Annotated in this window: 24 protein-coding genes; 12 read left to right on the top strand and 12 right to left on the bottom strand. The window is 60.0% G+C overall.

Annotated elements, in window-relative coordinates; all coding sequences use genetic code 11:
* Positions 1-97: 97 nt before the first annotated feature.
* Positions 98-652 (bottom strand): RBBP9/YdeN family alpha/beta hydrolase, encoded by a 555-nt coding sequence (locus GA0061100_RS00260; protein WP_075851823.1) that lies wholly within the window; start codon positions 650-652, stop codon positions 98-100.
* A 168-nt stretch (positions 653-820) separates the two neighbouring features.
* Here GA0061100_RS00260 and GA0061100_RS00255 point away from each other — a divergent pair, with 168 nt between their 5' ends.
* Positions 821-1,621: a DUF2189 domain-containing protein gene (locus tag GA0061100_RS00255; protein ID WP_075851822.1), complete on the top strand. Its 801-nt coding sequence runs from the start codon at positions 821-823 to the stop codon at positions 1,619-1,621.
* A 93-nt stretch (positions 1,622-1,714) separates the two neighbouring features.
* A complete protein-coding gene (locus GA0061100_RS00250; protein WP_075850628.1) occupies positions 1,715-2,230 on the top strand; it encodes a low affinity iron permease family protein in 516 nt (171 codons plus the stop codon).
* Here the strand turns inward: GA0061100_RS00250 and purB are convergent.
* From purB to GA0061100_RS00230, 4 genes are all read right to left on the bottom strand, one after another.
* The gene (purB, locus tag GA0061100_RS00245; protein ID WP_075850627.1) at positions 2,211-3,512 is read right to left on the bottom strand and encodes an adenylosuccinate lyase; all 1,302 of its coding nucleotides are present in this window, start codon (positions 3,510-3,512) and stop codon (positions 2,211-2,213) included. The genes GA0061100_RS00250 and purB overlap by 20 nt on opposite strands.
* A gap of 118 nt (positions 3,513-3,630) precedes the next feature.
* A complete protein-coding gene (locus GA0061100_RS00240) occupies positions 3,631-4,044 on the bottom strand; it encodes a hypothetical protein (RefSeq protein WP_244557746.1) in 414 nt (137 codons plus the stop codon).
* 94 nt (positions 4,045-4,138) lie between these two features.
* A complete protein-coding gene (gene rpe / locus GA0061100_RS00235; RefSeq protein WP_075850625.1) occupies positions 4,139-4,825 on the bottom strand; it encodes a ribulose-phosphate 3-epimerase in 687 nt (228 codons plus the stop codon).
* Between the two features lie 80 nt (positions 4,826-4,905).
* Positions 4,906-5,991 carry a branched-chain amino acid ABC transporter substrate-binding protein gene (locus GA0061100_RS00230; RefSeq protein ID WP_075850624.1) on the bottom strand — a complete coding sequence of 362 codons (1,086 nt, stop codon included), beginning with the start codon at positions 5,989-5,991 and terminating at the stop codon, positions 4,906-4,908.
* 186 nt (positions 5,992-6,177) lie between these two features.
* On the opposite strand from GA0061100_RS00230, the gene GA0061100_RS00225 reads away from it, so the two are divergent.
* The 7 genes from GA0061100_RS00225 to GA0061100_RS00195 are packed head-to-tail and all read left to right on the top strand — an operon-like array spanning position 6,178 to position 11,853.
* Positions 6,178-6,654 carry a flavin reductase gene (locus tag GA0061100_RS00225; protein ID WP_208621517.1) on the top strand — a complete coding sequence of 159 codons (477 nt, stop codon included), beginning with the start codon at positions 6,178-6,180 and terminating at the stop codon, positions 6,652-6,654.
* A gap of 19 nt (positions 6,655-6,673) precedes the next feature.
* Complete coding sequence (locus GA0061100_RS00220; RefSeq protein WP_075850622.1) at positions 6,674-7,603, top strand: AAA family ATPase; 930 nt, start codon at positions 6,674-6,676, stop codon at positions 7,601-7,603.
* 3 nt (positions 7,604-7,606) lie between these two features.
* Complete coding sequence (locus GA0061100_RS00215; protein WP_075850621.1) at positions 7,607-8,854, top strand: vWA domain-containing protein; 1,248 nt, start codon at positions 7,607-7,609, stop codon at positions 8,852-8,854.
* Between the two features lie 7 nt (positions 8,855-8,861).
* Positions 8,862-9,191, top strand: coding sequence for an XdhC family protein (locus GA0061100_RS00210; RefSeq protein WP_069613195.1), 330 nt, complete (start codon positions 8,862-8,864; stop codon positions 9,189-9,191).
* Positions 9,191-9,898: an XdhC family protein gene (locus GA0061100_RS00205; RefSeq protein WP_075850620.1), complete on the top strand. Its 708-nt coding sequence runs from the start codon at positions 9,191-9,193 to the stop codon at positions 9,896-9,898. The genes GA0061100_RS00210 and GA0061100_RS00205 overlap by 1 nt, the downstream gene beginning before the upstream one ends.
* The gene (locus GA0061100_RS00200; protein WP_075850619.1) at positions 9,895-11,529 is read left to right on the top strand and encodes an NTP transferase domain-containing protein; all 1,635 of its coding nucleotides are present in this window, start codon (positions 9,895-9,897) and stop codon (positions 11,527-11,529) included. Before GA0061100_RS00205 ends, GA0061100_RS00200 begins: the two co-directional genes overlap by 4 nt.
* 3 nt (positions 11,530-11,532) lie before the next feature.
* On the top strand, positions 11,533-11,853 hold the full coding sequence (locus tag GA0061100_RS00195) for a TfoX/Sxy family protein (RefSeq protein ID WP_075850618.1): 321 nt from the start codon (positions 11,533-11,535) through the stop codon (positions 11,851-11,853).
* Between the two features lie 3 nt (positions 11,854-11,856).
* On the opposite strand, the gene GA0061100_RS00190 is transcribed toward GA0061100_RS00195, so the two are convergent.
* The 5 genes from GA0061100_RS00190 to GA0061100_RS00170 all read right to left on the bottom strand — a co-directional run bounded on the left by GA0061100_RS00190 (position 11,857) and on the right by GA0061100_RS00170 (position 16,812).
* Complete coding sequence (locus tag GA0061100_RS00190; RefSeq protein ID WP_075850617.1) at positions 11,857-12,279, bottom strand: NUDIX domain-containing protein; 423 nt, start codon at positions 12,277-12,279, stop codon at positions 11,857-11,859.
* 67 nt (positions 12,280-12,346) lie between these two features.
* Entirely contained in the window at positions 12,347-13,864 is a 1,518-nt protein-coding gene (locus tag GA0061100_RS00185) for a DEAD/DEAH box helicase (protein ID WP_075850616.1), read from the bottom strand.
* Between the two features lie 197 nt (positions 13,865-14,061).
* Positions 14,062-15,378: a M23 family metallopeptidase gene (locus GA0061100_RS00180; protein WP_075850615.1), complete on the bottom strand. Its 1,317-nt coding sequence runs from the start codon at positions 15,376-15,378 to the stop codon at positions 14,062-14,064.
* A gap of 116 nt (positions 15,379-15,494) precedes the next feature.
* On the bottom strand, positions 15,495-16,325 hold the full coding sequence (locus tag GA0061100_RS00175) for a ferritin-like domain-containing protein (protein WP_075850614.1): 831 nt from the start codon (positions 16,323-16,325) through the stop codon (positions 15,495-15,497).
* Positions 16,326-16,329: 4 nt separating this feature from the next.
* Positions 16,330-16,812: a peroxiredoxin gene (locus tag GA0061100_RS00170; protein ID WP_075850613.1), complete on the bottom strand. Its 483-nt coding sequence runs from the start codon at positions 16,810-16,812 to the stop codon at positions 16,330-16,332.
* A gap of 128 nt (positions 16,813-16,940) precedes the next feature.
* On the opposite strand from GA0061100_RS00170, the gene GA0061100_RS00165 reads away from it, so the two are divergent.
* The gene (locus GA0061100_RS00165; RefSeq protein WP_075850612.1) at positions 16,941-20,360 is read left to right on the top strand and encodes a YhdP family protein; all 3,420 of its coding nucleotides are present in this window, start codon (positions 16,941-16,943) and stop codon (positions 20,358-20,360) included.
* 52 nt (positions 20,361-20,412) lie between these two features.
* Here GA0061100_RS00165 and GA0061100_RS00160 read toward each other — a convergent pair whose 3' ends face one another.
* Entirely contained in the window at positions 20,413-20,739 is a 327-nt protein-coding gene (locus GA0061100_RS00160) for a hypothetical protein (protein ID WP_075850611.1), read from the bottom strand.
* 165 nt (positions 20,740-20,904) lie between these two features.
* Here GA0061100_RS00160 and GA0061100_RS00155 point away from each other — a divergent pair, with 165 nt between their 5' ends.
* The gene (locus GA0061100_RS00155) at positions 20,905-21,783 is read left to right on the top strand and encodes an alpha/beta fold hydrolase (RefSeq protein ID WP_244557745.1); all 879 of its coding nucleotides are present in this window, start codon (positions 20,905-20,907) and stop codon (positions 21,781-21,783) included.
* A 101-nt stretch (positions 21,784-21,884) separates the two neighbouring features.
* On the opposite strand, the gene tyrS is transcribed toward GA0061100_RS00155, so the two are convergent.
* Positions 21,885-23,141, bottom strand: a complete 1,257-nt coding sequence (gene tyrS, locus GA0061100_RS00150) for a tyrosine--tRNA ligase (RefSeq protein WP_075850610.1) — start codon at positions 23,139-23,141, stop codon at positions 21,885-21,887.
* A 319-nt stretch (positions 23,142-23,460) separates the two neighbouring features.
* Between tyrS and GA0061100_RS00145 the strand changes: the two genes are divergently transcribed.
* A complete protein-coding gene (locus tag GA0061100_RS00145; RefSeq protein ID WP_244557766.1) occupies positions 23,461-25,929 on the top strand; it encodes a caspase family protein in 2,469 nt (822 codons plus the stop codon).
* The last annotated feature ends 22 nt before the right edge of the window (positions 25,930-25,951 follow it).

The raw sequence follows: 25,951 nt of genomic DNA, 5'->3' as shown, positions 1-25,951 counted from the left end.
TTACAGGCTTTTATCTGACGATGGAATGAAGGTGCCCGGTACTTCACAGGCTAGTGAGGCGAGGCATGCCTCTATCCATCATCGCTTACCAATAATACTACGGCTTCAGCTGGCTGAGAAACTTGGCAAAGACCATCGTGCCTTCAGGCCAGGGGCCGTGGCCGGATTCGGTATTGATATGGCCGGCCTCGCCGGCATCGATCAGCATTGAGCCCCAGCTGTTGGCGATATCATCCGCATGTTCGTAGCTGCCGAAGGGATCGTTGCGGCTGGCGATCGTGATGGACGGAAACGGCAAGGGATCGCGTGGGTAGGGGCCGAATGTCATCAGGTGCTTCGGCCGGATTCCGGAATTGGCGACATCGGGCGGCGCGACGAAGAAGGCGCCTGCAACCTTGTTGCGAAAATGCGGGATCGCATGGATCACCGAGGGAACGCCGAGCGAATGCGCGACCAGTACGACGGGCTTGTCCGAGGCATTCACTTCTTCGGCAATGCGCGCCACCCAATCATCGCGCACGGGCTTCGACCATTCCGCCTGTTCCACGCGCCGCGCGGTGGAGAGCTTCTGCTCCCAGCGCGTCTGCCAGTGGTCGGGGCCGGAATTGGTATAGCCGGGGATGATGAGGATGTTTGCGTCGGAGGCTTTCATGATCTCGCCGATGTGGAAAAGGTGAACCCAACTGTCAAGGGAAAAAGGCGACAATTGCGGCAAAATTTGCTAGGATTGCCGTTGCCGGTAGCGAATGACGATGTCGGCAGCCATTTTGCCGCCATCTTGCACCGCCAACCGAGCACCACGGTTGAGGAGGAGAGCATTATGACGGCCTTTCACGTCATGGGCGGAGCGGATCACACGTTTACGCGTCCCGCCATCCGTAAGATCGGTATCGCCGATCTCGTCGACGCCCTGAAGATGGGGCTGGACGATTTCAGCGAAAAGCCATCGCATTATGTCTTCTTGTGCCTGATGTATCCGATTGCCGGCATTGCATTGGCGATCTGGAGCACCGATCAGAATCTGCTACCATTGCTGTTTCCGCTGATGTCCGGCTTTGCCCTGCTCGGGCCGCTGGCCGCGATCGGCCTCTACGAGATCAGCCGGCGGCGGGAAAAGGGGCTCGATACGTCCTGGAGCCATGCATTCGACGTGCGCTTCTCGTCGGCCTTGCCGTCGATCATTGTCGCCGGCCTCATGCTGTTCGGGCTCTTCATCGTCTGGCTCGTCGTGGCGCAGAATATCTACTACATCTACTTCGGCGATGGTGTGCCGCCGACGCTGTCCTCCTTCATCTCGAGCGTGCTGACGACACGCGAGGGCATGGCGATGATGTTCTGGGGCGATCTGATTGGCTTCATTTTCGCTCTCGTCTCGCTGGCGACAACGGTCATTACCTTCCAGCTGCTGCTGGACCGTGATGTCGGCGTCGTCGCCGCAATCGATGCCAGCATCCGGGCAACGCTCACCAATCCGGTTCCTGTTGCGGTATGGGGCCTGATCGTGACGGCGCTGCTCGTGATCGGTACTATCCCGATCTTTGCCGGGCTGGCCGTCGTCATGCCGGTCCTTGGCCATGCGTCCTGGCATCTCTATCGCAAGCTGGTTGCGGTTGAAGGCTAAGTGCTAGTGCAACCCACATAGGCGACGCGACGCCATTGTTGGAACCGCGGCGCGGTTTCCTACGTTGATCCGCATCATCAGGAGATGCGGATCATGGCGCGGCTTACGCATATTTTCACTCGCTTCGCAGTCGTTGTTTCGGAATGGACCGGCAAGCCGGCCATCTTCGTGCTTGCCCTGCTCTCCGTCGTTCTCTGGGCCGCTACTGGGCCGATCTTCGGTTATTCGGACACATGGCAGCTGGTCATCAACACCAGTACGACGATTGTCACCTTCCTGATGGTTTTTCTGCTCCAGAATGCGCAGACGCGCGATACGCGAGCCATCCAGGCCAAGCTCAACGAACTCATCCTGACGAGCGCGGCCGAGAATCGCTTTGTCGGAATCGAGAACCTCGATGAAGAGGATCTGAAGCACCTCGATTGGCTGGTCGAGAAGGCGGCAAAGCGCCACCATGAACAACACAAAGGCAAGGTTGGCGACAGCATCGAGCATAATCGCGCTATCGCAACCAAATCCGCGAACAAAAGCAAGAGGCGGCGCGTCAGCCGCACCGCCTCAGGAAAAGCGCAATCGAAAACGGGAAATTCTAGCCGAAAACCCGCTTGAAGATCGTGCCTACATGCTTGGTGTGATAGCCAAGGTCGAACTTCTCGCGGATGTCCTCTTCCGAGAGGGCCGCACGCACTTCCTGGTCAGCGAGCAGTTCCTCGAGGAAATCCTTGCCTTCTTCCCAGACCTTCATGGCGTTGCGCTGGACCAGGCGATAGGAATCCTCACGGGAAACGCCAGCCTGAGTGAGGGCCAGCAGCACGCGCTGCGAATGAACAAGTCCACGGAACTTGTTCAGATTCTTCATCATATTGTCCGGGTAGACGAGAAGCTTGTCGATGACGCTTGTCATGCGGGCGAGCGCGAAATCAAGAGTGACGGTCGCGTCCGGGCCGATCATGCGCTCGACGGACGAGTGCGAGATATCGCGCTCATGCCAGAGGGCGACGTTCTCCATGGCCGGGATCGAGTAGGAGCGGACCATGCGGGCAAGACCCGTCAGGTTTTCCGTCAGCACCGGATTGCGCTTGTGCGGCATGGCGGACGAGCCCTTCTGGCCCGGAGAGAAATATTCCTCCGCTTCCAGAACTTCGGTGCGCTGCAGATGGCGGATTTCGGTGGCGAGACGCTCGATCGAGGAGGCGACGACGCCGAGGGTCGCGAAGAACATCGCGTGACGGTCGCGCGGGATGACCTGGGTCGAGACCGGCTCCGGCTTCAGGCCGAGGGCGGCCGCGACATGCTCTTCGACGCGTGGGTCGATATTGGCGAAGGTGCCGACGGCGCCGGAGATGGCGCAGGTAGCGACTTCCTCGCGGGCGGCGATCAGGCGCTGCTTGCAGCGCTCGAATTCGGCATAGGCAAGCGCCAGCTTGACGCCGAAGGTGGTGGGTTCGGCGTGGATGCCATGCGAACGGCCGATGGTGACGGTGTCCTTATGCTCGAAAGCGCGGCGCTTCAGGGCCTCCAGCAGCTTGTCGATATCGGCGAGCAGCAGGTCGCTGGCGCGCACGAGCTGGACGTTGAAGCAGGTGTCGAGCACGTCGGAGGAGGTCATGCCCTGGTGGACGAAACGGGCATCGGGGCCGACGATTTCGGCCAGATGCGTCAGGAATGCGATGACGTCGTGCTTGGTGACGGCCTCGATCTCGTCGATACGTGCGACGTCGAAGGTCGCCTTGCCGCCCTTTTCCCAGATGGTGTCGGCTGCGGATTTCGGAATGACGCCGAGAGTGGCCAGCGCGTCACAGGCATGGGCCTCGATCTCGAACCAGATACGGAATTTGGTTTCGGGAGACCAGATGGCGACCATTTCCGGTCGGGAGTAGCGCGGGATCATAGGCTCAAAGCTTTCTTGGCTGACGGAAAGGGAGAACTCGGCGCCCCCATAACAAAGACGGGCGGCAATCACAATGTTTCATGGGCACAATGTTTGTCGGAGCAGTCTTTTGAGCGCCTCAACGGACTTGTCGCGCAAGATAGGCCGAAACGACGATCAGGCATAGCAGGCCGAGCGGCATAAACAGGATGAGGCCGAGGACGGCGAACTGGTAGACGGCGCTGGCGCCGGTGAAGAGAAACTGGAACGTCCAGATGAGTGAGCCGAACGGCGCGTGCCAGCGGGAATAGAACCAGCGATAGTCCATGGCGAAGAGAAATGCCGTCATAGCCACGGTGCCGATGGACAGCGCCAGGAAGAAGGCCGCGAAGCGGGCGCTGATCGGCCGCCGGCGGGTGAAACGCCGTGCAAGCGGCACGAGAACGGGCCAGGCAAGGGCGCCGCCAAAGAAATAGACGAGCATGAGAGCGGTGAGGTGGCTGGTCAGAAGGCCATTGCGCAAATAGAGGGCAGCAAGTGCCGATGCGGCCATGGCCGCGCCCCAACCGATGGCGCCAGCGAAGATTTCCAAACAATGCGAGGCGACGGACCGTGTCCGGCCCGTCGCTGTAATGACATTGGTTGGATTAGTTTGATCCAACGCGGCCTCGTTCGGCGGCAGCCCGGAGATCGCCAACGGTCTGGCGATAGGCTTCAACCGATTCGCCCTTGAAGATGGCAGAGCCGGCCACGAGGACGTTGGCGCCGGACGCCGTGATGAGCGGAGCGGTCTCGACCGAGACGCCGCCATCGACTTCGAGCTCGATCGGCCTGTCACCGATCATAGACTTGGCGTTGCGGATTTTGTCGGCCATGGCGGGGATGAACTTCTGGCCACCGAAGCCGGGATTGACGGACATGATCAGGATCAGGTCGATATCGTCGAGCACGTTTTCCAAGATGGAAAGCGGCGTTGCCGGATTGAGGGTGACGCCGACCTTCTTGCCGAGATGGCGGATCGTCTGCAGCGAGCGATGCAGATGCACGCCGGCTTCGGCATGAACCGTGATGCGATCACAGCCGGCCTTGGCGAAGGCCTCCAGATAGGGGTCGGCGGGCGAGATCATCAGGTGGCAGTCGAAGGTGGCTGTCGTATAGGGCCGAAGCGCCTTGATGACATCGGCGCCGAACGAAATATTCGGCACGAAATGGCCATCCATGACGTCGAGATGGATCCAGTCGGCTCCGGCTTCGGTCACATCCTTGACTTCCTGTCCGAGCTTGGCGAAGTCTGCTGCGAGAATGGAAGGGGCAATGCGGATCGGCAAGGTCATGGGTAGCTGCACTCCATCTGTTTTTTCGCGTCTGGATTAGCACCGCTCTTGCGGGCGAACAACCGCCGGAACGGATCGCCTTAGTTCGACGGAGCCTTAACTCGCACGAAGGTGTTGCCACGCCATTCTTGCAGCCAATAAGGATTTTCGGTCAATTCGTGGTTAGGGCCGAACGTGAACACGTTGATTGCAGTCAGGAAAGACGTACCGACAAGCTCATCGGCTATAGACTTGTTTCCTGCCTTTTTTGCATCTTCCCCAGCCTGATTGGCGATCTGAGAGGCGGCCGCAGCCGGCAGAACATATCCATCCGGTTCGATACCGGCGGCGCGCAAATTTTGTACGTATGGCTGTGCTACGAACAGATTGGCATAGTCGGGCAGTGCAATTGCCTGCACACCTTCCAGAAGAGGTACCGGCTGATCAGCGGCGCGCATTGCATCGCCGCCCATGATGGTTAGCGGAATATTTTCGTTCTTGGCGTCACGTGCAATTACTGCGACATCGCTGCGATCACCGCCGATAAAAACGCGCGTGGCACCGGCCTTCTTGAGACGGCGCACAAGCGCGATCTGCTGGTCTTGGCCCGGCCTATAAGTATCCGTGAAGACGGGCTTCAGGCCTTTTTCCTCAAGAGCGTTGCGGATCGCCCCAACCAGCTCCCGTCCGTGGATCGTGCCGTCGTCGATCAGCGCCATCGGCTCTGCTGCCCAATTTTTCAGGATGGTGGTGATGGCCATCGCCGCCTCGGCACTATCGACCGGGGCGAGGCGGAAGAGTGGCCATCCATTCTTCAGTGCATCTTCCATGAGGATGCGCGAGCGCACAGAAACGGTAATCGCCGGAATGCCGGCTTCCTTAAGGCGCGGCAAGGCACCTTCCAGTGTTTCCGTGCAGAGAAAGCCGATTGCCACTTGCACCTTTGCCGCAATTAGGGCTTCGGCGGCGGCCCGGCCGCCATCTTCGGTACAGGGCTCGCCGACAATGGTCGCCGTGTTGTTATGCGCTTGTATGTCGAAATTGGCGCCGGCGATGATTTGTGCGCCGAGCGTCGCGAAATTACCGTCCTGCGGTGCCACGACGCCGATGTGGATTCCAGCGGCATAGCTGCTGCCGGCTGCCGAAAGCAGCGCAAACAGGAGCGGAAGGCGACGCAGAACGTTCATCGATGGAGTATCCCGGACAATTTTCCTGCCCTATTTATCCGTCTCAAGGGCATCGTCAAAGAAAAAGCAGCAAAATCGCTCTGTTTTCAATAATGCTATTGTAGAAAAGCTAACACCTGACCGTCATATTGAATGACAGGCAAGCACGACTCAACAAAGGAGACGGTGGTGCTAGACAGGCAACGTATGGACCCGGCGCTTTATCGCGATGCCATGAGCCGTTATGCGGGGCATGTGCAGCTGGTGACGACCGCGCTAGGTTCGGAACGACGTGGTGTCACGATCACCGCCGCCTGTTCGGTGTCGGATAGCCCGGCCACTGTTCTGATCTGCCTAAATAATAGCAACGCCAAGAACGAGATATTCTTCAAGAGCGGCATTTTTGCTCTGAATACCCTTGGTGCGGACCATCAATCCCTGGCCGACGCCTTTTCTGGAAAGACGCAGCTTACCGTGGACGAACGCTTCGCTGCCGGCAAGTTCGAGACGTTGGTGACGGGTGCGCCCGTGCTCAGCGATGCGCTTGCCGCTTTCGATTGCCGCGTGCTCGAGATCAAGCAGGCGTCCACGCACAACATCATCTTCGGCGAGGTGATGGCCATACGCTACAGCGAGCCAAAGCCGGCATTGCTCTATATGAACCGGGGCTATCACACGCTATAACCCCTGCAAGGGAGTTATCATGGCGGATCAGACATTACCTTCGCTGCCGAGTTCGATCGATGAGACGATGGCGCTGCTCGGCGCTCATGACTATCTGGCCGGACGCGCGCTCGGCACGGTTCTTTTTCTCGCGTTGAAGATGAAGCGGCCGCTCTTTTTGGAGGGCGAGGCCGGTGTCGGCAAGACCGAAATCGCCAAGGTCCTGTCGAAGGCTCTCGACCGGCCGCTCATCCGGCTGCAGTGTTACGAAGGGCTTGATGTTTCCTCGGCCGTCTACGAATGGAACTATCCGGCCCAGATGCTGGAAATACGGCTCGCCGAAGCATCGGGCCTCACTGATCGCGACCGTATCGAGGCGGATATCTTTTCCGAGCGCTATCTGATCCGCCGTCCGGTGCTGCAAGCGCTATCGGCCGTTGGCGGACGCGCGCCCGTGTTCTTGATCGACGAGCTGGATCGCACGGATGAGGCTTTCGAGGCCTTCCTGCTGGAAGTGCTGTCCGATTTTCAGGTGACGGTGCCGGAACTCGGCACGATCCGCGCCGCGGAGCCGCCGATTGTCATCATCACCACCAATCGAACGCGCGAAGTGCATGACGCTTTGAAACGGCGCTGCCTCTATCATTGGGTCGACTATCCGCAGGCCGAGCAGGAGCTCGAAATCATTCGCCGCAAGGTGCCTGGCTGCAACGAAGCGCTTTCGCATCAAATCGTCGCCTATGTGCAGAAGCTGCGCACGCTCGACCTTTTCAAGAACCCGGGGGTTGCCGAAACGATCGACTGGGCGACCGCCCTGACCGAACTCGATCGTCTGGCGCTCGATCCCGAAACAGTTTCTGACACTTTGGGCACACTGTTGAAATACCAGGATGATATCGCTCGCATCCAGGGCGCCGAGGGCAAGCGCGTTCTGGATGAAGTGAAATTGGAGCTGCTCGCAGCAGGTTGAGCCATGGAACCGGGTGGGCAAGATGGCACTATCGTAGCGTCGTCACCAGCCGGTGACGGGCGGCTCGCCGATAATATCGTGCTGTTCGGTCGGACGCTGCGCAAGGCCGGGTTGAAGATCGGACCCGGTGCCATTGCCGACGCTATCGAAGCGGTCGAGGCTATCGGCATCGGCTCCCGCGACGAGTTCCATGCCGCCCTCTGTTCCGTCTTCGTCAAGCGGCATGAAGATCTTGCTGTTTTCGACGAAGCGTTCCGGCTGTTCTGGCGCTCGCGCGATCTGGTCGCCAAGATGATCGCGATGATGTCGCCTGTTGCCCCGGATCATCGCGAGAAGGAAAAGCCGAAGCCGGGTGAGAGCCGGGCAAGCGATGCCTTGCTGAACAATCGCAACGACCGGCAGCCGCAGCACGAGACGCCTGATGTCGAGATCGACGCGCGCTTTACCACCTCCGGCAGTGAGGTCTTGCGCCATCTGGACTTCGCGCAGATGTCGGCAGCCGAGATTGCGGTCGCCAAGAAGGAACTCGAAAAGCTGCGATTGCCGCTCGACCGGGTCCGTACACGCCGTTTTGCTCCATCCCTCACGCCGGTCAAGGTCGATCCGCGGGCGACCATGCGCTCAGCGCTGCGCACGGGAGGGGCGCTGATTCTGCCGCGCTTTCGGCAACCGAAGGAAATACAGCCGCCATTGGTCGTTCTCGCCGATATCTCCGGCTCGATGAGCCAGTATACGCGTATCTTCCTGCATTTCCTGCATGTGCTGACCGAGCGGCGGCGACGTGTGCATACGTTTCTGTTCGGCACACGCCTGACCAACGTGACACGGGCGATGCGCCACAAGGATCCCGATCAGGCGCTGGATGAATGCGCGGTGGCCGTGCGCGACTGGTCCGGCGGGACACGGATCGGCGAGACGCTGACGGAATTCAACAAACTCTGGGCGCGTCGGGTGCTGGGACAGGGCGCGATCGTGCTCTTGATCACTGATGGGCTGGAGCGCGAAGGCGTGGAATTACTGGCGCAAGAAATGGATCGCCTGCATCGCTCCTGTCGGCGGCTCATCTGGCTCAACCCTTTGCTGCGCTTCGAGGGTTTCGAGGCACGCGCTCGCGGTGTAAAAGCGATGCTGCCGCATGTTGACGAATTCCGCCCCGTTCACAATCTATTATCTCTGGCCGATCTCGTATCGGCCCTTACAGCCGGCCGCGCGGATACCTATGATCCGCGACGGTTTCTCGGCAAGCAATGAGGCTCCGATGTCAGATATATCCGAAAGTCTGGATCCGCTTGTGATCGCGGAGGAATGGGTGTCGGCAGGCCGCAGCGTGGCCATGGCGACGGTCGTCGATACCTGGGGTTCGGCGCCACGGCCCTCGGGCAGTCATCTCGTGATTGACGGCGAAGGTAATTTTCATGGCTCGGTTTCCGGCGGTTGCGTCGAAGGCGCCGTCATCACCGAGGCGCTTGACGTCATCGAGACCGGCAAGTCGCGCATGCTGGAATTCGGCGTTGCCGATGAGACCGCCTGGCGGGTCGGCCTTTCCTGCGGCGGCCGCATCCGCGTCTACGTTGAAAGGCTCGCCTGATGGACCGTCAGATATTGGCGCGGCTGAATGAGATGCGGCGCAGGCGGCAGGCGGCGATCCTCGTCACTGATCTTTCCGGTGGAGCGGATCGGCTGATCGTGGAGGGCGATGTGCTGGAAGGCGCTCTCGCCGATGCTGCTTCAGCGGCATTCCGTTCAGGCAAGTCCGGGGCGCTTGATGTCGGCGGGCAGAGCCTGTTCTTCAACGTGCATCTGCCGCCGCCGCGCATCGTCATCATTGGCGCCGTGCATATCAGCCAGATCCTGGCGCGTATGGCGGCCCTTGCTGGCTTCGACGTGACGATCATCGATCCGCGCACTGCCTTTGCAACGCCGGAACGGTTCGAAGGCATCGACCTGATTGCCGACTGGCCGGTGGATGCGCTCAAGGAAAGACCGCTCGACAGCTATATGGCGCTGGTCGCCGTGACCCACGATCCGAAGATCGATGACGAACCCATCATCCAGGCGCTGAAGACTGGCTGTTTCTACGTCGGTGCGCTCGGCAGCCGCAAGACCCATGCCGGCCGGCTCGATCGCTTGAAGCGCGAGGGTTTTACCGACGCCGAGCTTACCCGCATTCATGCGCCGATCGGACTTGCCATCGGCGCCGCAAGCCCGGCCGAGATCGCGGTTGCCATTCTGGCTGAAATTATCGGTTCGCTTCGCGGGCGGGATGTCTCGTCGCCAAAAGGCACTGCGCTATGATCTTCGGTGAATTTTTGACGGCGGAGGCGGAGGGGGCAGTTCTCGCCCATTCCGTCCGGCTGGCCGATGGCAGTTTCTCGAAAGGGCATAGGCTTGTCGGTGACGATATCGTGAGGCTCGCTGCGGCCGGAATCGACCACATTATCGCCGCGCGTATCGAGCCGGGCGATCTCATGGAAGACGAGGCGGCCGACCGACTGGCGCGGGCTGTCGCACCCGATCATCTGACTTTTTCCGAAGCGGCGACAGGACGGGTGAATGTCCATAGCGCTGTCGATGGCCTTTTCGTTGCAAATCGTGAAGCGGTCGATCGGATCAACAATCTCGATCCGGCGATTACGCTCGCCTGTCTTGCCGATCATGTACCTGTGCGGGCGGGCGACATGGTCGCGACCTTCAAGATCATTCCGCTTGCCGTTTCGGGCGCTAAAATCGCTGCAGGTGTCGAGATTCTAAGGGGAATGCCGGTTTTCGAGGTCAAGCCATTCGTACCGCATGCCGTTTCGCTTGTTGCCACGGAGCTGCCGTCGCTGAAGGCCTCGGTCATGGACAAGACGGCGAGGATACTTTCGCAGCGCCTGCAGCCTTCGGGCAGCGGGCTGCAGCGGGAAGAGCGCGTTGTGCACAGGGCAAGAGACGTTGCCGATGCGATCCGTCGTGCGCTGGCGGCGTCCGATCGAATGCCAAAGCTGGTGATCGTCTTTGGCGCTTCGGCGGTCATCGATACCGGCGATGTCATCCCGGAAGCGATCCGGCTTGCCGGCGGCGAGGTCATCCAGGTCGGCATGCCCGTCGATCCCGGTAACTTATTGGTTCTGGGCAGCGTGGGAGATGTCTATGTCGTCGGGGCGCCGGGATGCGCGCGCAGCCCAAAGGAGAATGGTTTCGATTGGGTGCTGGATCGCATATTAGCCGGCGAACGACCGACGCGGCAGGATATCGGTGGCATGGGTGTTGGAGGTCTGCTCATGGAGATACAATCACGCCCGCGGCCGCGCGACATCGCCGCCAAGTCGCCATCGGATATATCGGTTGCCATCGTCTTGCTAGCCGCCGGAAAGGCGAGCCGCATGGGCGAGGGTGGTTCGCACAAGCTTCTGGCCGAATTTGACGGCGTGCCGCTTGTGCGTCGTTCGGCATCTATCGCCATTGCAAGTGGCGTATCGGATATTGTCGCCGTCACCGGGCATCGTCGCGATGAGATCGAAGGCGTATTAAGCGGTCTCGCCGTCAAACCGGTGTTCAATCCGGATTATGTCTCGGGCATGGCCAGTTCGCTGGTTGCAGGCGTCAGTACGCAAACGGCTCAGAAGGCCGATGGCGTTCTTGTCATGCTGGCCGACATGCCCGGCGTCACCAGCGACGATCTGAAAACCTTGATCTCAGCCTTTCGTCAGGCGAATGGCCAGGCGATCGTACGGGCGGTATCCGGCGGCAAGCGCGGCAATCCCGTTATCCTGCCACGATCCGTGTTGAACGCGGTCATGCGGCTTGAAGGCGATGTGGGTGCGCGGCATATCATCGAAACATCGGGGCTTCCGGTCAATGATGTCGAGATCGGCGAGGCGGCCCATCTTGATGTCGATACGCCAGAGGCCGTCGTTGCTGCCGGTGGTGTCTTGAAGGGGTAGGGAATGGACAATATCGATATCGAGGAGATGTTTCAGTCGCTTGGGCCGATCACCATCAAGCGGATGTTCGGTGGCAAGGGAATCTACCATATGGGGCGGATTTTAGCGCTCGAGGTAGACGATGAGATCCTCCTGAAAGCGGACGATGCCAGCGCTTCCGAATTCGAGGCAGCCGGTGCGCGACGCTGGGCCTATGAGGGCAAGAAGGGCAAGGCCATCAACATGCCCTACTGGTCGATACCCGACGATGCCTTTGATGATCCGGATGAAATGGCTCGCTGGGTGCGGCTTGCCTATGAGGCCGCCCTTCGTTCGGACAAATAGGCGTCAGCGGAAATCTGCTTCGCTCAGATGGGCGATCGTTGCCTTTGCGAACTCTGAAAGCTGAGCCGGCAATTCGCCGCGGCCGAACCAGCCGAAATCGGAGAGCTTGTCCGGCTCCATCAGTCGAGGTTCGCCGGAAAAATCCTTGCAGACATAGATCAGCGAAACCCAGTGCTGGCAGTCGGCATCTACGATGACCTCCTGTGTGCACAGATAGTCGATTTCGCCGATGGAAAGGCCGCTTTCCTCTTCCGCTTCACGGACAACAGCCCTGGCGGCGGGCTCCATATGATCGACTTTGCCGCCGACGATGCTCCAGAATCCGGCCTCCGGTGCCTTGAGGCGCCGATAGAGCAAAAGCTTGCCGTCCCGCAGGATCGCGAGACCGGTTCCTAATCCTGGGAAATCGATGCCGGGCTTGCCCAATATTCAGATCCCGAGGTTGGACGCAGCATCCGGCAAGCCGGCCTGCTGCATGTCTGGACAGGATCTATCAGGCCTTGGCGTTTGCAACGATGAGCATGAAGGCCGGGATATCGTCGCCGAAGCCAACCGGCGTCGGGCCGTCATCCTGATCGCGATAGCGGTTGCGGCGCTCCCGGTGATCGTCATTGGCAGCAGGGAAGGGCCGGTGGCTGTTGCGAGAACCGTTATGGGATTTATTGTTGTTCTCAGACTTGCGCTCGTTCTTCACGCTTTCGGCCTTTGCTGGTGCTGCTTCGATCGCTACGACGTCATTATCCTCGACGTCGATATCAGATTTATGACTCGAGGCGCTGCGGCCTCCGCGGCTGCGATCCCGGTCGCGGCCTTTACCCTTCTGGTCACGACGGCGGGAGGAGCGGTTGTCGTCGCCACTCTCGTCAGCCGGCGGTAGCGCCGAAAGATCGCCATTCAGCCACTGAACATCTTCGCCGATCAGCTTCTCGATCGCGTCGACGTGCTTGGTGTCGCGCTTCGTCACGATGGTGAAGGCGGCGCCGGAGCGGCCAGCACGGCCGGTACGGCCAATGCGGTGAACGTAGTCTTCCGAATGGATCGGAACATCGAAATTGAAGACGTGGCTGACATCGGGGATGTCGAGGCCGCGTGCGGCGACGTCGGAAGCAACGAGCAGCTGCAGGTTTCCATCCTTGAAGTTCTGCAGCATGGTCATGCGCGAGCGCTGGTCCATGTCACCGTGCAGTGCGCCGGCGGAAAAGCCGTGGCGATCCAGCGAACGGAAGAGGTCGGAAACGTCCTTCTTGCGATTGCAGAAGATGATTGCGTTCTTGAGATCCGTCTGGGCGCGGATGAGATCGCGCAGCGTCGCGCGCTTTTCGTAATCCTTGCCGTGCGAGGCAACGAAGCGCTGCGTCACGGTCTTCGCCGTCGATGCCGGCTTGGCGACTTCGACGCGTTCCGGATTCTGCAGGAACCGGTCGGCCAGCTTCTGGATTTCCGGCGGCATTGTTGCCGAGAAAAACAGTGTCTGACGCGTGAAGGGGATGAGCTTGGCGATACGCTCGATATCCGGGATGAAGCCCATATCGAGCATACGGTCGGCTTCGTCGATGACAAAAATCTCGACGGCGCTCATCAGCAGCTTGCCGCGCTCGAAATGATCGAGCAGGCGGCCTGGCGTGCAGATCAGCACATCGGCGCCACGTTCCAGCTTGCGATCCTGGTCTTCGAAGGAGACGCCACCGATCAGCAGGGCGATGTTCAGGCGATGGTTCTTGCCGTACTTCTCAAAGTTTTCGGCAACCTGCGCTGCGAGCTCGCGTGTCGGCTCCAGAATCAGTGTGCGCGGCATGCGTGCGCGGGCGCGGCCCTTTTCAAGCAGGGTCAGCATCGGCAGCACGAAGGAGGCCGTCTTGCCGGTTCCGGTCTGGGCAATGCCGCAGATGTCGCGGCGCTGAAGCGCAAAGGGGATTGCACCGGCCTGGATCGGAGTCGGTGTGGTGTAACCCGCGTCAGTCACCGCGGAAAGGACTTTTTGGCTCAGGCCAAGGTCAGAAAATGTTGTCAAAGGGAAATCTAATTCCGTCTTGGTTCAGTCGAACACCATGAGTCGACACGCAGGAGCGTGCCGCAATGCAGCGCGACATAGAACCAAATACCCGGGAAGTCAAGGAAAGCAGGCGCTTCAACAGGCCTGAAGTTCATTCATAACGCAATTTTCGGATTAGTGCCATCTTTGTTGCGCGTTTGTCACAATTCCCGCAGCTAAATTGCGCCCAATCCGCTGATGTAACTTGCGAGTTTCGTGCCGGCGGCGATGAAATACATCGGGTCTATGGGATGTCCGTTCTCGCGCACTTCATAATGCAGATGTGTTCCTGTCGAGCGTCCGGTGCTACCGGCAAGACCGATCGCGTCGCCAGCGCCGACTTTGTCGCCGACTTTGACAAGGACCTGCTCCATATGTCCATAACGGGTGGAGATACCGTCGCCATGGTCGATCTCCACCATGTTGCCGTAACCGCCGGTCCATCCTGCCGAAACCACCTTGCCAGGGGCGGTGGCCTTGATCTTTTCGCCCGGGCTGAAATGGAAATCGGTACCAGTATGAAGTGCCAGCGTGCCGAAGAACGGGTCCTTGCGGTTGCCGAAGGGGCTGGTGACGAGCTTGCCCGGGGCAGGGTTGCGGAAGGGCAGGCTTTCGGCCGCGCCGCGCACCGTCTCCAGATGCGTCAAAGCTGTATCGAGGTCGGCCATGGATTGTTCGAACTGATCGACATTCTCCGGCGGCACGTAAGGGCCGCCAACGCCGCCGTCCGTATCTTCCTTGCTGACGCTCGCGACTTCGTTCGGAACTTTTACGCCGACATTTTGCATGATCGACTGGATCTCGCTCGCGGTTTCAGACGCACCGGCGGTGAGGTTGCGAATTCGCGACAGCTGATCCTGTTCGATATGCTTCAGCGACAGCGTTACCTTGGAAAAGACCCGATCAGCTCGGTCGGCAACGGTTTCGGGGGCAGGGACGTAGGCGAGCGTGGAATTGTCGGGTGTGGCGTCAGCCGGTCTGCCGCTCAGGAGAAGCTTTTCGATTGCCTTGGGCGACGTCAGCTGGGCGTGCTCGTTCTTTGGCGCAGCAGCGTTGGCATCCGGGTGTGCGCTCTTGTCTGTCAGGCCGGAGCTCTCTGCCCTGTCGAGCAGGGTACTGAGCTTGCCGTTGCGTGAAGAGAGCTGCTGTTGCTGCTCAATCAGCTTGTCGACCTTTTCCTCCACGACCTGCTGATCGAGGAGTTGGCGAGAGGTGACGCGATCGACCTGAGCACGTAGCGCTGCGATGCGGTCTTCATAGTCATATTGCATGCGCGCCTGACGGGCCATCGTCGCGCCGATGAGATCGTCGCGCAGCACGAGATAGGATGTTGCCAGGAGATAGCCGATCGAGAAGATCCCGACCATGCAGACGGCGACGGCGGCCATCCATGGGCGCACGGTCATATGGCGCACCGTATCGCCGCTCGCGAGGATAATGGTGTGATGTCGCCGTTGCTTGCCGAAAACCCGGTTCTGAGGCTTTGCTGTCACCGAGAATCTCCCAATCGGTGCGTTTTGGCACCCAGTGGAAGTACACGGCATTATGGTTAATGAATGCTTTCTACGGCAGTATTAAATACCGGAAAGCGCCGTTTTACGCTAGTATATCAAGCATTGCTTGTAGATGTCAGCGAACGATAGAAGGAAGGCGTCAGTCCGGCTTCCGCCCGGGCGGTATCGTTGAACGGTGCCTTCAGCGAACCGCGGAAGTTGGCGCGTACCAATTCCTGGAAGGTGCGGGCCGGATCGCGCTTTTCGCGCGCGCACAGGAAGCGGAACCACTTGGCGCCAACGGCGACATGGCCTTTTTCGTCGTTATAGATGACGTCGAGAACGGCCGCACTCTCCAGGTCGCCGGTTTCGCGCATCTTGGCCTGCAGTGCCGGCGTCACGTCCAGACCTCTTGCTTCGAGGATCAGCGGCACGACGGCCAAGCGGGCGGTGAGATCGGTGCGGGTCGCATGAGCGGCCTGCCAGAGGCCGTCATGGGCGGGCAGATCGCCGTAGTCTGCGCCGAGTTCGCGCATGCGCGCCCGCACCATGCGGAAATGCTTGGCTTCCTCGAAGGCAACCTGCATCCAGCCGTCGAAGAAGGAATTGGGGACCGGGCCGGTTGCAAAACGCGCGACGATGTCGAGCGCCAGATCGACGGCATTCAGCTCGATATGGGCAATGGCATGCAACAGTGCGATGCGCCCCTTGAGCGTATGCAGCGAACGCTTCTCCATATGTTTTGGCGGCACCAATTCCGGCTTTTCCGGCCGGCCAGGCCGATCGGCGAGCGGTGGGTCGAGCGGTGAACGCAGCGACAAGGTGCGGGCAAACCACCGCCTTGCCGATTCCTGGGCAAGTTCGGTCTTCAGATCGAGATCGGCTGAGCGGATAGCGGCGATGGCGCCGCCGCGCAGCGATGTGATGATTTCGGTGGTTTCCGCCATGCCGTCAGAGTTCCCTGGCGGCGGCAAGAATTGCTTCGGCGTGGCCGGCGACTTTGACCTTGTCCCACACTCCTGCAACCTTGCCGTCGGCGCCGATCAGGAAGGTCGAGCGCACCACGCCCATATAGGTGCGGCCATACATGCTCTTTTCCCGCCAGACGCCGTAAGCCATTGCCATGGTCTTTTCCTCGTCGGAGGCGAGCGGCACGGAAAGCGCATGCTTCCTAATGAATTTATCATGGCTTTTCACAGAATCCGGCGAGACGCCGAGGAGCGCGACACCGAGCTTTGCGAAATCGGCAGCGAGTGCCGTGAAGGTAATCGATTCCGTCGTGCAGGCGGTCGTATCGTCCTTGGGGTAGAAATAAATGACCAGCGGCTTCCCGGCAAAATCGGCAAGACGAACGTGATCTCCACCATCGCGCGGGAGATCGAAATCCGGTGCTTTGTCGCCGATGTTCAGTTGAACTGGAAAAACTTCCGCCACGGGAAAACCTTTCTTTTGCCGGTTTTTTAGATGACACTTGAGGTAAGCCATATATACTGCCCGTGTGTGCCGTCCAATGGGACGCAGCGTCACCAACAAAATTGTATAAGCGAAAGGCACGCGCAGGAGTGATCCGAGGCGAAAAGGTAACATTCCGCAAAAAGGATCTCGTGTCGCTCGACCATCTGCCGTCCGCTCAGGTCGAAGATCCGTTGATCGTGCATGTGCCAGAGCGTGCTCGCCGCAGTCGCTCGCATGTCTGGCATGTCTGCCGCATGACGCTGGTTTTCTTTGCATTTCTCGCCATCATTCTCGGAGCTGTCATCGCGACCATCGAAGGTGGCATCTTCGATGCGCCGCTGTCCCAGAAGGCGCAGACGGCTCTCGATCAGGCCATCGGCCCGCGTTACAAGGCAGAAGTAGGCGCGACCGTGATCCGGTTTACCCCTAATCTGCGGCTGGCGCTGGAAGCGCGCGACGTCAACGTCGTCGATCAGGAGAGCGGCAAGCATCTGTCGACGATGTCGGCCGTCAACATGGAGCTGGACCCGCTGGCCCTCATCGAGGGCCGGGTGGAAGTGGCAAGCGTTGCGGCAGAGGGCATCGCGCTCGACACCTCGCTGCTGCCGCAAGGCGATCCCGTCGATTGGACTGCCTTGCGCGTCGATGCCTTGCCCAAGGCCCTGAATGCGGCCTTCGACAATCTCGATTTCCTTGAACATTTCGTCCAGCGCGGCGGCACGAATTCCGTGCGCATTTCCGGCTTCTCGATGAAGCTGGCACGACAGGAGGGTGATCCCATCTCTCTTGTCGTCGACAATCTGACCTTCGAGCGCGTTGCGCCCAATTCTCTACATCTCTATGGCCAGGTTGCGCTCAACGGATCCGTGGCGCTCCTGGATGTGAGGGCGGATCAAAAGGAGGCCGGCCAAAGCTCCTCGCTGGCGGCCAAGATATCCAATCTCGATCTCAAGCCGCTCACGATGACCTATGACCCGAATGGTACGCCGCGACAGGGGCTAATGGCCTTCGGGGACGTCACGCTTTCGGCCGCCAAGGGCGAGGCAGGCGTCGATCCCAAGCTGAGCGCTACCATCAATGTCCAGCCCGGTGTCCTCTATATGGACCATGATGTGCAGGAGTTGACGCAGGCCAATATCAACCTCGCCTACAACTTCGATCACCAGACCCTCGAGATTGCGCCGTCAAAAGCGCAGTTTCTCCGGACGATTGCGCCATTTTCCGGCGCGGTCATCGATCTCGATCGTGTCGACGCCAATGCAGGCAAGGGCTTCGGCATCGACTTCGTGATCAAGGACGGCGTCGCCGCCTCATCTCTCTCAGGGGAAAAGCCCGTCAGCTTCGATGGTCGCGCCACCGGACGGTTCTTTTCCGCAACCAAGGAATTCCAGTTCGACAATCTCGGCATATCGACGCCGCAGGGCGCGCTTTTCGGCTCCCTGCATATGAAGCTCGGCGACAGCTCGCCGGAGATCAGCTTCGGCGGCCGCGCGGACAAGCTCGACACGACTGTTGTCAAGCAGCTTTGGCCTTTCTGGATGGCTTCGAAACCCAGGATCTGGGTCGAGGGCAATCTTTTCGGCGGCTCGGTGACTAATGCCGCCATATCGGTCTTCATTCCGGCTGGCCGACTGCGGGAAGCGTCACAGACCGGCAAGCTGCAGCTTGGCAAGAACGAATTGCATATCGCCTTCGACATCGACGGGGCGCGCATGAACGTGCCGGGAGAGATCCCGCCGTTGCGCGATACCAAGGCCCATTTCGATCTGACCGGTCCGAATATGGTCGTCGATATTGCGACGGCCACGTCTTACTTTCCGACCGGCCGCACGATCACGCTGAGCGACAGCAGCTTCTCGATCCCGGCGACCTACGACAAGCCGCTAATGGCTGATCTTGACTTGACGATTTCAGGCTCCGGCGATGCGATCGGTGAACTTCTGACCTACAAGCCGCTTGAAGTGCTTCAACGGACCGAATTCAAGCCGGAGGATTTCAACGGCAAGATCGTCGCCAAGGTCGATGCCAGGATAGGGCTTATCAAGGATCAGCAGCCGCCTCCGCCGGACTGGCAGGCGAAGCTCAATCTCGACAATGTCGATCTGCTGAAGCCGATGAACAATCGCAAGATCGACAATCTGACCGGCGTGATTTCGGCCGATCCGCAATCCGTGCATCTGCAAGCCCAGGCCCAGATCGACAGTATTCCGGCCCAGATCGACATGGTGGAGCCGACCGACAGCAAATCGACCGTCAAGCGCGCCCGCGTGATCACGGCGACGCTGACCGATACGCAACGCAATACCGTACTGCCCGGACTTCGGGATATAATCGATGGGCCTGTCAAAGTGGAGTTGACGCGCATCGACGATGATCGCCAAGGCGTCAAGGTCGACCTCGGCAAGGCGGCTCTGACCGTGCCGTGGGTCGGCTGGTCGAAGGGCAGCGGCATTGCGGCGACAGCGCAGTTCGAGGCATCCGGTCCAGACAGCCAGACGACGCTCAAGAATTTCATGCTCAAGGGGGATGGGTTCGGCGCCAGCGGCGATCTGCTCATCAGCAAGGGGAGCCTCACCTCGGCAAGCTTCGACAGTGTGAAGCTCTCGGCGCTCGATGATTTCGCGCTCTCGCTGAAGCGAGGCAAGAGTGGCGGCTACGACGTGGCGATATCGGGTAATTCCGCCGACATACGTCCGATCCTTGCACGTCTGAAGGCGTCCACATCGGGCGGCCAGCAGAGTTCGGACGGAGACGCTTCGGCGAGCGCGACCGTTCGCGCCAATCTCGACAAGGTTATCGGTTTCAACGATGAGACCGTCGGCAATGTCAAGGGCGTCTATTCGATAGCCGGCGGCAAGACGACAGCTGCGGATTTTTCCGGCGTCACTCGTAGCGGCGAAGCCCTCGTCACCCAGATGAGCAAAGGCGCCAACGGCGTCATCCGTATCACGAGCGGCGATGCCGGCGCCGTTGCGCGCTTCACCGACCTCTATAAGCATTTGCAGGGTGGGTTGCTCAATCTGTCGCTGCGCTCGATCGGGCAAGACGACTGGGACGGCTCGCTCGATATCCGCAACTTCGCCATCATCGATGACAAGAAACTCTCGACCATCGTGTCGACGCCGAGCGGAAAGAACGGCAAGAGCCTGAATTCGGCCGTGAAGCAGAATATCGATACGCGTTCGCAGAATTTCGAGCGCGGCTTTGCGCGGCTGGTGATGCGCGATGGGGTGCTCTCGGTCGAAAACGGCGTGGTACGTGGCGTGCAGGTCGGGGCGACGTTCCAGGGCACGCTGAAGGACGCCAATGGCAAGATGGACATGACGGGAACCTTCATGCCCGCGTATGGCCTGAACCGGCTGTTCGCCGAAGTTCCGATCGTCGGCTTCATCCTGGGCAATGGCAGCGATCGCGGCTTGATCGGCATTACCTTCAGGCTGACCGGCACGATCGAGAAATCGAACCTGCAGATCAATCCTCTTTCGATCATCGCGCCGGGTGTTTTCAGGCAGATATTTGAATATTGAGGCGGCGCGACGCTGAGGCTCGTTCCTTGCGATAGAATAGGGCTGCGCGTGGCTATTTTTCGTTCGCCAACCGCTCACGTATGCGTTCGGCGCCACCGCTCATGCGCCGGGCGAATGGTCGATCGGGGTCCACGATACGCCAAAACGGAGCCGCGCCACTTTGACTGATCTGCACCAAATGTCGCTGAACGGTGACGGGGCAGCAGGCATCTGCGCCATATTGCTTGGCAAGCGCCTGTCTTACCCCCGCAATATCGGACAATTGGCCCGGTGGCGCCGCCCAGAGGGCGCGAGCAACCATCTCCTCGCTGGGAATCAACATGCTTTGGGTAGAGCTTCGGCCCTTGCGCCTTGTCTTGATTACCGGCAATTCATCCATAATCCACCTCCAGGGTTGGAACCTTAACAGAGGACGAATGGGCAGGTCGCGATCCGACATAGCAAATGCAGAAAATTAGCCAAGCGCCAGGGTTTGAACTTATAGACCGGCAGCCTTCAAGCATCGCAGTATCGGCTTGAACGTTCTGGCGCGACGTTTCTATCGATGTTCCAGATAAGCTATGGCACTCTAAGAGACATGACCCAAAGCAAATCGTGCCTTGTCGGTTGGACGACTGGCAACTGCAATGCAAACGGCATCGACATTCACTATCTGCGAACAGGCGGCCATTATCCTCCGCTGGTAGCGCTGCATGGGCTGCTCGGGAGCGGCGCGTGTTTGGCGCCGTTGACGCGTATGTTGGAGAATGACTTTGATGTCGTCTTGCCGGATGCACGAGGACATGGAAAATCCGGCGCGCCGGCTCGAGGATATTTGTATGATGACCTAGCAGGCGACGTTGTCGAGCTCACAAAGAAATTGAATCTAAAAGCTCCAATATTGCTCGGTCATTCGATGGGAGGCATGACCGCTGCTGTGGCCGCTCGCGAACTCGGAGCAGCGGTTTCGGGCGTTGTCCTGGTCGATCCAACTTTCATAAGTCCAGAGTGGCAGCGCGAGGTTTTTGAAAGCGATATTGCAGAGGAGCAGCGGCGATCGCTGGTTTCAAGCAGGGCTGATCTCCTTACCCAAGCGCGCGTTCGACATCCATCCCGGTCAGAGGAGATTCTGGAATGCCTGGTTGATGCAAGGCTTCAGACCAGCATGTCCGCATTTGAGGTGCTCACACCTCCAAATCCCGACTATCGCGAACTTGTGCAAAGCATAGGCGTGCCGATTCTTCTCGTGATCGGAGATAAAGGGGTCGTTTCGTTGGATGCGGCCCGTGAGCTGCAAAAGCTCAATCCCTTGCTTCGATATGAACTGATCGCTGACGCCGGTCACGGCCTTCCATACGATCAGCCCGAGCGATTGGGAGCGGTGATCATGTCCTTCCTGAAAGCGATATCAACGTTGCGGGCCGGCTCCGCGCGCGTCGGCTGACCAAGCCGGTTCATTCCATCGACCGGCGACCTTCAGCTAGACAGAAACAAAAAAGCCGGCGAGAGGGCGCCGGCTTTGTTTGTTGTCCGTGCATCGGCCCTTCAGGCGGCCGGGCGGATCAGGATGTGCTTCTTCTTGCCGAGCGACAGCTTGATCACGCCATCGGCGGTGATCTCACCGGTGCCGATGACCTTGCGCTCGTCGCTGATGGCTTGGTCGTTGATGCGCACTGCGCCACCCTGGACGTGGCGGCGAGCTTCGCCGTTCGAACCGGCAAGGCCGGCGCGGACGATCAGGGCCAGCAGGCCGATACCAGCTTCGAGTTCGGAAGCCGGAACATCGATCGACGGCAGGTTTTCGGACAGGCCGCCTTCCTCGAAGGTCTTGCGCGCGGTTTCGGCTGCCTGTTCGGCTGCTGCGCGGCCGTGAAGGATCGCGGTCACTTCGGTCGCGAGGATCTTCTTGACCTCGTTGATCTCCGAACCGGCAAGCGCGGAGAGGCGAGCGATCTCGTCCATCGGCAGCGTCGTGTAGAGCTTCAGGAAGCGCGAAACATCCGCGTCCTCGGTGTTGCGCCAGTACTGCCAGAAATCATAGGCCGACAGCAGGTCGGCGTTCAGCCAGACCGCGCCGGTAGCGGACTTGCCCATCTTGGCGCCGGAGGCCGTCGTCAGCAGCGGCGAGGTCAAGGCAAAAAGCTGCTTCGTCCCCATGCGGTGACCTAGGTCGATGCCGTTGACGATGTTGCCCCACTGATCCGAGCCGCCCATCTGCAGGCGGCAATCGTAACGCTTCGCCAGCTCTACGAAGTCGTAGGCCTGCAGGATCATGTAGTTGAATTCGAGGAACGACAGCGACTGCTCGCGGTCAAGGCGCGTCTTGACACTGTCGAAGGACAGCATGCGGTTGACCGAGAAGTGCCGGCCGACATCGCGCAGGAATTCGAGGTAGTTCAGCGAGCGCAGCCATTCGGCGTTGTTGATCATCAACGCGTCTTTCGGGCCTTCGCCGTAGGTGAGGTAGTTCGAGAAGCAGCGCTTGATGGAAGCGATGTTACTTTCGATCGTATCGACCGTCATCAACTGGCGGGACTCTTCCTTGAACGAGGGGTCGCCGACCATGCCGGTACCGCCGCCCATCAACGAAATCGGCCGATGACCGGTCGTCTGCATCCAGTGCAGCATCATGATCTGGATCAACGAGCCGGCATGCAGGCTCGATGCCGTGGGATCGAAACCGATATAGGCCGTCACGGTTTCCTTTGCGAAGAGGTCGTCGAGGCCGGCTTCATCGGAAATCTGATGAATGAAGCCGCGCTCTTGCAGGGTGTGCAGGAAATCGGATTTGAACTCAGCCATGATCTTGGTCTCTCGATGCCACAACCTTGGCGGATGCGGCGAAGTCGCTATTGTTTGATGTCGCGGGGCGCGTTTATCACCGATTTACCGGCGCGTCACCATTTTGGTGGGGCGTGAGATCAAGTTTCGCTAAATGCCTTAGGCTGGGTGCGGTTTGTAAATCGATGCTTCTGAACGTCAATAGACCGTAACATCGCCGCGAAGCCGCCGGGAATAAGCCGCGCATTCGCCCGAATCAAATCCTAGTGATTTCTTGTTGATCCCCGTACGCACCTCATGTTTCGTGAAAGAAACCGGTATGTCGCCTCTGCTTTCGAAGATGGGATTGTCATCAAAAAAGACGATCTGGGCATTTCTTGCCATGATGTTGGTTTTGGTCGGTGTCGCTGCTGCGAGCCCGGCCGAAGCTCAAGGTTCCCCTGAAAAGAGAATAGCGTTCGTCGTGGGCAATGCTGCCTACAAGGCAGGCGCTCTGCCGACGCCGGCCAACGATGCCGGCCTGATCGCGCAAACGCTGCAGGCTGCGGGCTTCGACGTGATCGGTGCGCGCGATCTCGACCAGAACGGCATGCGCGACGCGATGCGCGACTTTCTGACGAAAGCGAACGCGTCCGGTCCCGATACCGTCGTGTTCGTCTATCTGGCGGGTTATGGCCTGCAGTATCAGGGCGATAATTATTTCGTGCCTGTCGATGCGCAGATCGCCAATGCCACGGATGTCCCCGTCCAGGCGATCCGCGTGAGCGACCTCACCAAATCGTTGTCGGCCATCAACAATCGCGGCAGCATCGTCGTGCTGGATGCGGCGAGGGCCAATCCTTTCGTGCAGTCCAATCAGCCACTGGCTGGTGGTCTGGCACTGGTCGATCCCGACGCCAACCAGCTGATTGCCTTCAATGCGGCGCCCGGCACGGTCGCGCCACAGGAGGCCGGGCCTTATGGTTCCTACGCGCATGCGCTGGCGGAAATGATCCGCGTCGGTGGCCTGTCGCTTGATGACGTCTTCGATCGGACGCGCTTGCGTGTCGGCGATCTCACCAAGGGCGCCGAGATCTCGTGGGATGCTTCCAAATTCAAGAATGCATTCAACTTTTTCGATCGCGGTCCGAATGCGCCGGCTGCTGCGGTGTCGAGCGCCGAGGATGTTGCAAACAGGACGAAACCGATCCGAGATTTCGGCGAACGGGATGCCTATTTCGCCGCGCTCGATCGCGATACGCTGCAGGGCTATGAGGATTTCCTCGCCGCCTATCCGAACGATTCCATGGTGAGGCGTGTCCGTGCCATTGTCGCCGCCCGCCGCGAGGCAATTACCTGGCGCGAGACCTGGATTGCCGACACGCCGGAGGCCTATTGGTCATATCTGAGGCGTTATCCGCGTGGTCCGCACGTCTGGGACGCCCGCCGCCGTCTCGAGCATTTCGAGGCCGCCCTCGAGCCGCCACCATCATTCACCGTGATCGAGTATGACGTGCCGCCGCCTCCGCCGCCGGAAGTGGTCTATGTCGACCGGCCTGTGCTTTATTTCGATGATGCCGACTTCGGCTATGCACCGCCGCCGCCCGTTGTCTTCCTGGCACCGCCGCCACCGGATTTCGTGGTGCTGGCGCCGCCGGAACCCTCTGTCGATGTCTATGTGCTGCCGGCGCCGGTCTTCGTTCCAGTCCCTGCCTGGGTAGAGCCGCCACGCGATATCGCACCGCCCGAAAACAACGTCATCTTCAACAACATCCACAATACGGTCGTGAACAACACGACGGTCATCAACAACAACACGACTGTCAATGAGAACGGGGCTGCACCTGCGGCACCTGGATTGACAACCGGGCAGAAGCTTGCCGGCGCTGCTGTCATCGCCGGGGCTGGTGCTGCGGCGTTGCATGTTGCTCTGCCGCCATCGGTGCAGAAGAAGGCTGCGGTTCTGCAGAAGCAGAACCCGGCAGCAGCCGTCAAGGCAGCGCCTGGCACCGCTCCGGCGGTTGCGCCATCGGCACAGCCGCAAGGCGGAAATGCCGCTGCCCATGTGCTTCCCGGCGCCAATGGTCAGCCGCTGCCGGCTGGCGCCAAGCTGCCCGCCAATCCGGGAACGGCCCCGACGAAGCAGGGGCAGCCACCGCAAGCCACGCCCAATGCGGTGCATAATCCGGCTGTTGCCACGCAACCTGCCCAGCAGGGCACAAATGCCAATGCACACGCACTTCCCGGTGCCAACGGTCAGCCTCTGCCCGCCACGGGCAAGCTGCCGGCCAATGCTGGAGCAGCGCAGACGAAACAGGCTCAACAGCCGCAGGCCACACCGAACGCCGGCGCACATGCGCTGCCCGGCGCCAAGGGCCAACCGCTGCCGGCGGCTGGCAATGCGGCTGCTGTGAAGGGGCAGAACCAGGTTGCCAAGACTCCGCCACCGCAAGCAGCGCCGAGCGGCAAACCGAATCCGGTTGCCGCTGCACCGAAGCCCAATGCGCATGCCCCGGCAGCGCCGGCCGTCGTCGCCAGAACACCGGCGAAGCCCAAGGCGATCCCCAGCAACCAAGCTCGGATCAACAGTCAGCCTCATGTCGCGGCCGCCCCGCCTCGGCAAGCCAATCCGGCTCCTGCGCAGCCAAGGCCGGCGCCGCACGTCGTGGCACAGGCGAGGCCGCCCGCGCCCAAGCCGCAGGCTCAGCCGAAGCCCCAACCGCAGCCGAAGGTCGTGCAGCAACAGGTGAGGAAACCACCTCCGCCTCCGCCGCAAAAGCCTCCGGAAAAGAAGAAGTGCGGCGCTCCCGGCTTGCCCGCATGTCACTGACCGATGATATCAGGCGATAATC

The organism is Martinezella hainanensis, assembly GCF_900094555.1.
GTDB lineage: Bacteria > Pseudomonadota > Alphaproteobacteria > Rhizobiales > Rhizobiaceae > Rhizobium > Rhizobium hainanense.
The sequence above is the reverse complement of the archived record's forward strand: the minus strand, read 5'-3'. Positions and strand labels throughout refer to the sequence as shown.

What these genes read in the sequence shown, in the direction of transcription:
- GA0061100_RS00210 (WP_069613195.1), top strand. Translation starts at nt 8,862, where the DNA reads ATGTCAGATATATCCGAAAGTCTGGATCCGCTTGTGATCGCGGAGGAA.
- GA0061100_RS00240 (WP_244557746.1), bottom strand. Translation starts at nt 4,044, where the DNA reads ATGGCCGCATCGGCACTTGCTGCCCTCTATTTGCGCAATGGCCTTCTG.
- GA0061100_RS00215 (WP_075850621.1), top strand. Translation starts at nt 7,607, where the DNA reads ATGGAACCGGGTGGGCAAGATGGCACTATCGTAGCGTCGTCACCAGCC.
- GA0061100_RS00160 (WP_075850611.1), bottom strand. Translation starts at nt 20,739, where the DNA reads ATGGATGAATTGCCGGTAATCAAGACAAGGCGCAAGGGCCGAAGCTCT.
- GA0061100_RS00195 (WP_075850618.1), top strand. Translation starts at nt 11,533, where the DNA reads ATGGACAATATCGATATCGAGGAGATGTTTCAGTCGCTTGGGCCGATC.
- GA0061100_RS00145 (WP_244557766.1), top strand. Translation starts at nt 23,461, where the DNA reads ATGGGATTGTCATCAAAAAAGACGATCTGGGCATTTCTTGCCATGATG.
- rpe (WP_075850625.1), bottom strand. Translation starts at nt 4,825, where the DNA reads ATGACCTTGCCGATCCGCATTGCCCCTTCCATTCTCGCAGCAGACTTC.
- GA0061100_RS00175 (WP_075850614.1), bottom strand. Translation starts at nt 16,325, where the DNA reads ATGGCGGAAACCACCGAAATCATCACATCGCTGCGCGGCGGCGCCATC.
- GA0061100_RS00220 (WP_075850622.1), top strand. Translation starts at nt 6,674, where the DNA reads ATGGCGGATCAGACATTACCTTCGCTGCCGAGTTCGATCGATGAGACG.
- tyrS (WP_075850610.1), bottom strand. Translation starts at nt 23,141, where the DNA reads ATGGCTGAGTTCAAATCCGATTTCCTGCACACCCTGCAAGAGCGCGGC.
- GA0061100_RS00255 (WP_075851822.1), top strand. Translation starts at nt 821, where the DNA reads ATGACGGCCTTTCACGTCATGGGCGGAGCGGATCACACGTTTACGCGT.
- GA0061100_RS00205 (WP_075850620.1), top strand. Translation starts at nt 9,191, where the DNA reads ATGGACCGTCAGATATTGGCGCGGCTGAATGAGATGCGGCGCAGGCGG.
- GA0061100_RS00230 (WP_075850624.1), bottom strand. Translation starts at nt 5,991, where the DNA reads ATGAACGTTCTGCGTCGCCTTCCGCTCCTGTTTGCGCTGCTTTCGGCA.
- purB (WP_075850627.1), bottom strand. Translation starts at nt 3,512, where the DNA reads ATGATCCCGCGCTACTCCCGACCGGAAATGGTCGCCATCTGGTCTCCC.
- GA0061100_RS00250 (WP_075850628.1), top strand. Translation starts at nt 1,715, where the DNA reads ATGGCGCGGCTTACGCATATTTTCACTCGCTTCGCAGTCGTTGTTTCG.
- GA0061100_RS00260 (WP_075851823.1), bottom strand. Translation starts at nt 652, where the DNA reads ATGAAAGCCTCCGACGCAAACATCCTCATCATCCCCGGCTATACCAAT.
- GA0061100_RS00225 (WP_208621517.1), top strand. Translation starts at nt 6,178, where the DNA reads ATGGACCCGGCGCTTTATCGCGATGCCATGAGCCGTTATGCGGGGCAT.
- GA0061100_RS00155 (WP_244557745.1), top strand. Translation starts at nt 20,905, where the DNA reads ATGTTCCAGATAAGCTATGGCACTCTAAGAGACATGACCCAAAGCAAA.
- GA0061100_RS00200 (WP_075850619.1), top strand. Translation starts at nt 9,895, where the DNA reads ATGATCTTCGGTGAATTTTTGACGGCGGAGGCGGAGGGGGCAGTTCTC.